This window comes from Glutamicibacter sp. V16R2B1 (assembly GCF_005774635.1).
Classification (GTDB): domain Bacteria; phylum Actinomycetota; class Actinomycetes; order Actinomycetales; family Micrococcaceae; genus Glutamicibacter; species Glutamicibacter creatinolyticus.
In genome coordinates, this window is the sequence record NZ_VATX01000063.1 from 1 (window position 1) to 3659 (window position 3659).

Sequence of the window (3659 nt, forward strand, 5' to 3'; positions counted from 1 at the left end):
GCGTGGGCCGGGGCGCTCATGGTGCGACGGCGGTCCCGCAGTAGACGCACCAGCCGGGGTCGCTGGTGCTGGTGATGTGGCCGCCGGCTATGCCGGTGCAGGTGGTCACGCGGGCTCCGTGCTGGTGTCGGGCTCCGCGGCCGGCGTGCCGAGCTCGGCCTCGTCGTCGACCATGAGCGCCCCGGCCCACGCGGGGTGGGTCATGTCGGGGTCAAGGATCGCGGCGCGCTCCAGGGCCTCGGGCGGGAACAGCTCCCCGGCGATGACCGCAGCTACGTCGGCGAGGTCGTCGAGACGGGTCGGGTTGAAGTCGGTCCAGTCGACGGCGCGGAGGGCGCCGACGATGGGGTAGATCTGCGGCTTCCAGCTTCCGTGTTCGGCGGTCCCGGGTTCACGGTCGAGACCCGCAGTTGCAACGCCGCTTGCTCCTTCGGGGCGAACTCGCAACGAACTGGCCGGTTCGCTTGCAAGTTCCGGCGTGCCGGCGGCGTTCCATGCTGGCGTCTGCTTGAGCTGTTCCAGCGCGTTGGCCGGCAGGCCGGAGATGTCCTCGGGTCTCGCGTCCGCCTGCGCCAGGGCCTCCCGGATCCAGGTAACGGCCATGAGTACCCCGCCCGTATGCCCGGCTTCTACCGGGCCGGAGCCACGCTGGTATGTGGCAGCGTCGGCTTCGAGCCGGGTAAGGACGTCGTGGAGTGCGGTTTCCATTCGGGCGCGGCCTCGGTGAGCGTTGTGCAGTTGTATGCATAGGCGGCGCGGGTCCTCCGCCCCGCTTGGTTCCGGCGTGCCGGCGGCGTCGAGGGCGCGCACTGTCGGGCACGGGTAGGGCACGAGCCGCCCTTCGGACACGATCGGGCCGTCGGGCTTCATGCGCCCGCGGCGGACGACCGGGTCGGAGCAGTGCGAGCAGTACGGGCCGACGGCGCGGTGGAGTGCCCGCACCCGTTCCACGTCCGCCTCGGCGGCTTCGGCGCGCTGCTGCTCCCGGCTCGCGGTTCGTACCCACGCGCCGACTGCACCGAGGAGCTCGGCGGCATGCCGCTCGGCTGACAGGCGCGCGTCGTCCGCTTCGGCGACGAGCTTGTTGCTGACGCCTTCCGAGGCGGACATCTCGTCTGCCAGCCGGGCCTTGCGGCCGAGGATGACGCGGTTGGACTCCTCCAGCTCGGCGACCCGGGCGCGGAGTCGGGCGATCAGGCCGGTGTCCGGGTCGACCACAGGCTCACCGGGGCCGCTGACGGGCATGACGCGGAGCTGCACCCCGAGGTCACGGCCAGCCGCGCGGATAGCGGCGATGAGGGCCGGCCAGAGGCCGATGGGGACGGGGCCGGCTTGGATGGTGATGCCGGTGCGGCGGCGTGGCTCAGTCGGCACGGGTCGCCTCCTCGGCGGGCTGTGGGATCGTGGGTGTGCCCCCAGGGCGGGGACTACCGGCACAGCGGATCGCCGTGTCGGCCCGGGTCTGCCTCTGGCGCGCGACATGCAGGCGATGTGAAAGCGGACCCTGGGGGCTCACGGCTCCAGCACCTCCTGCCGGCCGCACTGGCACTGCTGGACCCACGCACGTCCGAGCCCTGCGGGCCGTGCAGTGAGGGCGGCGGCCGGGTGGGTGCACGGCGTGGCTGCGGGCGCTGGCCGCGGGCGGCGGACACGGGCGACGAAGGCGATCATGGCTGGGCCTCTTCCATGGCCGGGTATGGCAGCGGCTGGCCCTTGGCGAGGGCGACCGCGTTGTTTGCCCTGAAAGCTGCGGTGAGCCAGGCATCGGACGGCATGACCCGGAGCCGTTCCTGTCCGGGCTGGTAGGCGTCGAGTACGGCCCGCTGACGGTCGTGGGGTACCAGGTCCCAGCACGGGTGGCACATGAGCATCCGCGGCGGGCACGGGGTGGTGCAGCCCTCGGCGTGGCAGGTGTGGGCGCTCATGAGGTGGCTCCACGCCCGACGCTGGCGACGACGGCGAGTGCGCCCGCGAGGATGCCGGCGGCTCCTGCGGCGCGACCGAGGGTGGCGCGTACGCCGGCGAGGGGGCAGCGGCGGGCATCCAGCTCGGCGCGGAGCCACTCGATCTCCTCCCGCCGCTCGGCCCGCTCGTGGCTCGCGGTCCGGCGGGCGGTCTCGGGCTCGATGCGCAGGTGGTCGGTCTCGTCGAGGAGCGCGTGGAGGGTGCCGATCTCGATAGCGGCGTCGAATGCGACCCGCTCCCACCGGACGGCCTCGGCCTGGGCGTCGGCAAGTTGGCGGCGGAGGCGGGTGACCTCGTCGAGGAGCGTGTCGGCGCGGGTGGCGGTGTCAGCCACGATCGGCTCCCTCGGCGGGCCAGCCGCAGGTGCCGCATGCCATCTCGGGCAGGTGGGTCGCGGGGCAGGCCATGAACGCGCGTTCGGCCTTCTCGGCTGGCAGGTGGCGGGCGGAGCAGGCCACGCATCCCGTGCCGGGGCAGTGCGGGCAGTCGCCGTCTTCCGGGAGGCCCTCGGCGCTGGTCTCCTCGGCCGGGGCGAGCGGGCAGAGACAGGGGCCTTCGCCGTCGTCGCAGGCCGGGCAGATGTGGCTGGCCTGCTCGTCGGCGCGATCGTCGCTGGTGACCTCGAACCCGGCGGCCGAGAGAAGCGCGCGCAGGAGCGTGACGTTGCCGGGTTCGGTGGTGGTGATGTCGACGACAGCGGTCGAGCCGCCGGGGGTGGCCGCGTGGATGCGGTGGCGGTCAGGCACCTGCGGTCTCCTCGCTGGTGGCCGGGGCGGGCACGGTCGCCGGGCGGGCGTGCAACGCGGCGATCCCGCGGCGTCCCGGGCCGTCGCCGAACTGGTCGCGGTCCCGAGAGGTTGCGAGGGCGGTGGCTTCGGTGACGGTGCCGCACAGGTCGATGTCGTCGAGCACGACACGGCCGTCGTCGAGCCGGAAGGTGATCGCCCAGCCGAGGAGCTGGCCGGCGCGGCGGTCGAGTTCGCCGGCGAGCTGCTGGGCGACAGCCTTGCCCCACGCGCCGATGCTGGGCGGGGTGGTCGAGTCGACGATGGACAGTTCGGCGCCGACCTCGCGGGCGTACCCGTGACTGCGGGCCCACTGGATAACCTTGTTGAGTTCGGAGTGGATGCGGTCGGCGTTGTCGCTGCTGAGCGTGGTGATGGTGGCGGTGATCGTGTACTCGACGGGCGGCGTCTCGGGGGTCGGGTCGGTCACGGGGTCTCGTTCTCCTCGGTGCGCTCGTGGCTGGTGATCTGGTAGCCGGCCTGCGCGAGGTGCGACCGCATCGCCGCGGCGGCGTTCGGTCTGCCGGTCAGGTCAATGTGGGCGGTCGACCCGTCGGGGCCGGTCGCGTGGATCAGGTGGCGCACGGCCAACCGGCACTATCTCGAGACGTATGCCGCGAACGCCAAGATAATGCAGGTCATTCAGCAGGTCGCCACCTTCGACAACGACGTTCTCAAGATTCGCCTGCAACGCCACGAGGTCTTCGCCCACCCCATCGAGAGGCGCGTGCGGATCCTCCAGGACGCCGATCTCGCCGACCGCAACGTCGATCCCGCGTACGCCGCGCAGGCGCTCGGCGGCATGGTCGCCTACTTCACCGCCCTTCTGTTCAACACCGAGAACAGCTCGAACTTCGATCTCGACACCGCGGTGCAGCAGCTCACCATCCTCTGGACGAACGCACTGGG

At 72.3% G+C, this 3659-nt stretch carries 7 protein-coding genes; 1 reads left to right on the top strand and 6 read right to left on the bottom strand.

Going from position 1 to position 3659, the window contains the following annotated elements; all coding sequences use genetic code 11:
• Nucleotides 1-105 precede the first annotated feature (105 nt).
• The 6 genes from FDN03_RS16045 to FDN03_RS16535 all read right to left on the bottom strand — a co-directional run bounded on the left by FDN03_RS16045 (nt 106) and on the right by FDN03_RS16535 (nt 3335).
• Nucleotides 106-1374: a hypothetical protein gene (locus FDN03_RS16045; protein ID WP_138178586.1), complete on the bottom strand. Its 1269-nt coding sequence runs from the start codon at nt 1372-1374 to the stop codon at nt 106-108.
• 293 nt (nt 1375-1667) lie between these two features.
• Nucleotides 1668-1925, bottom strand: a complete 258-nt coding sequence (locus tag FDN03_RS16050; RefSeq protein ID WP_138178587.1) for a hypothetical protein — start codon at nt 1923-1925, stop codon at nt 1668-1670.
• Nucleotides 1922-2299, bottom strand: coding sequence for a hypothetical protein (locus FDN03_RS16055; protein ID WP_138178588.1), 378 nt, complete (start codon nt 2297-2299; stop codon nt 1922-1924). Before FDN03_RS16055 ends, FDN03_RS16050 begins: the two co-directional genes overlap by 4 nt.
• On the bottom strand, nt 2292-2711 hold the full coding sequence (locus FDN03_RS16060) for a hypothetical protein (RefSeq protein WP_138178589.1): 420 nt from the start codon (nt 2709-2711) through the stop codon (nt 2292-2294). Before FDN03_RS16060 ends, FDN03_RS16055 begins: the two co-directional genes overlap by 8 nt.
• The gene (locus FDN03_RS16065; RefSeq protein WP_138178590.1) at nt 2704-3180 is read right to left on the bottom strand and encodes a hypothetical protein; all 477 of its coding nucleotides are present in this window, start codon (nt 3178-3180) and stop codon (nt 2704-2706) included. The genes FDN03_RS16060 and FDN03_RS16065 overlap by 8 nt, the downstream gene beginning before the upstream one ends.
• A complete protein-coding gene (locus tag FDN03_RS16535) occupies nt 3177-3335 on the bottom strand; it encodes a hypothetical protein (RefSeq protein ID WP_171021295.1) in 159 nt (52 codons plus the stop codon). Before FDN03_RS16535 ends, FDN03_RS16065 begins: the two co-directional genes overlap by 4 nt.
• A gap of 46 nt (nt 3336-3381) precedes the next feature.
• Between FDN03_RS16535 and FDN03_RS16070 the strand changes: the two genes are divergently transcribed.
• Nucleotides 3382-3659, top strand: a 278-nt coding sequence (locus FDN03_RS16070) for a hypothetical protein (protein ID WP_212743940.1), incomplete at its 3' end; no start/stop codon positions are given.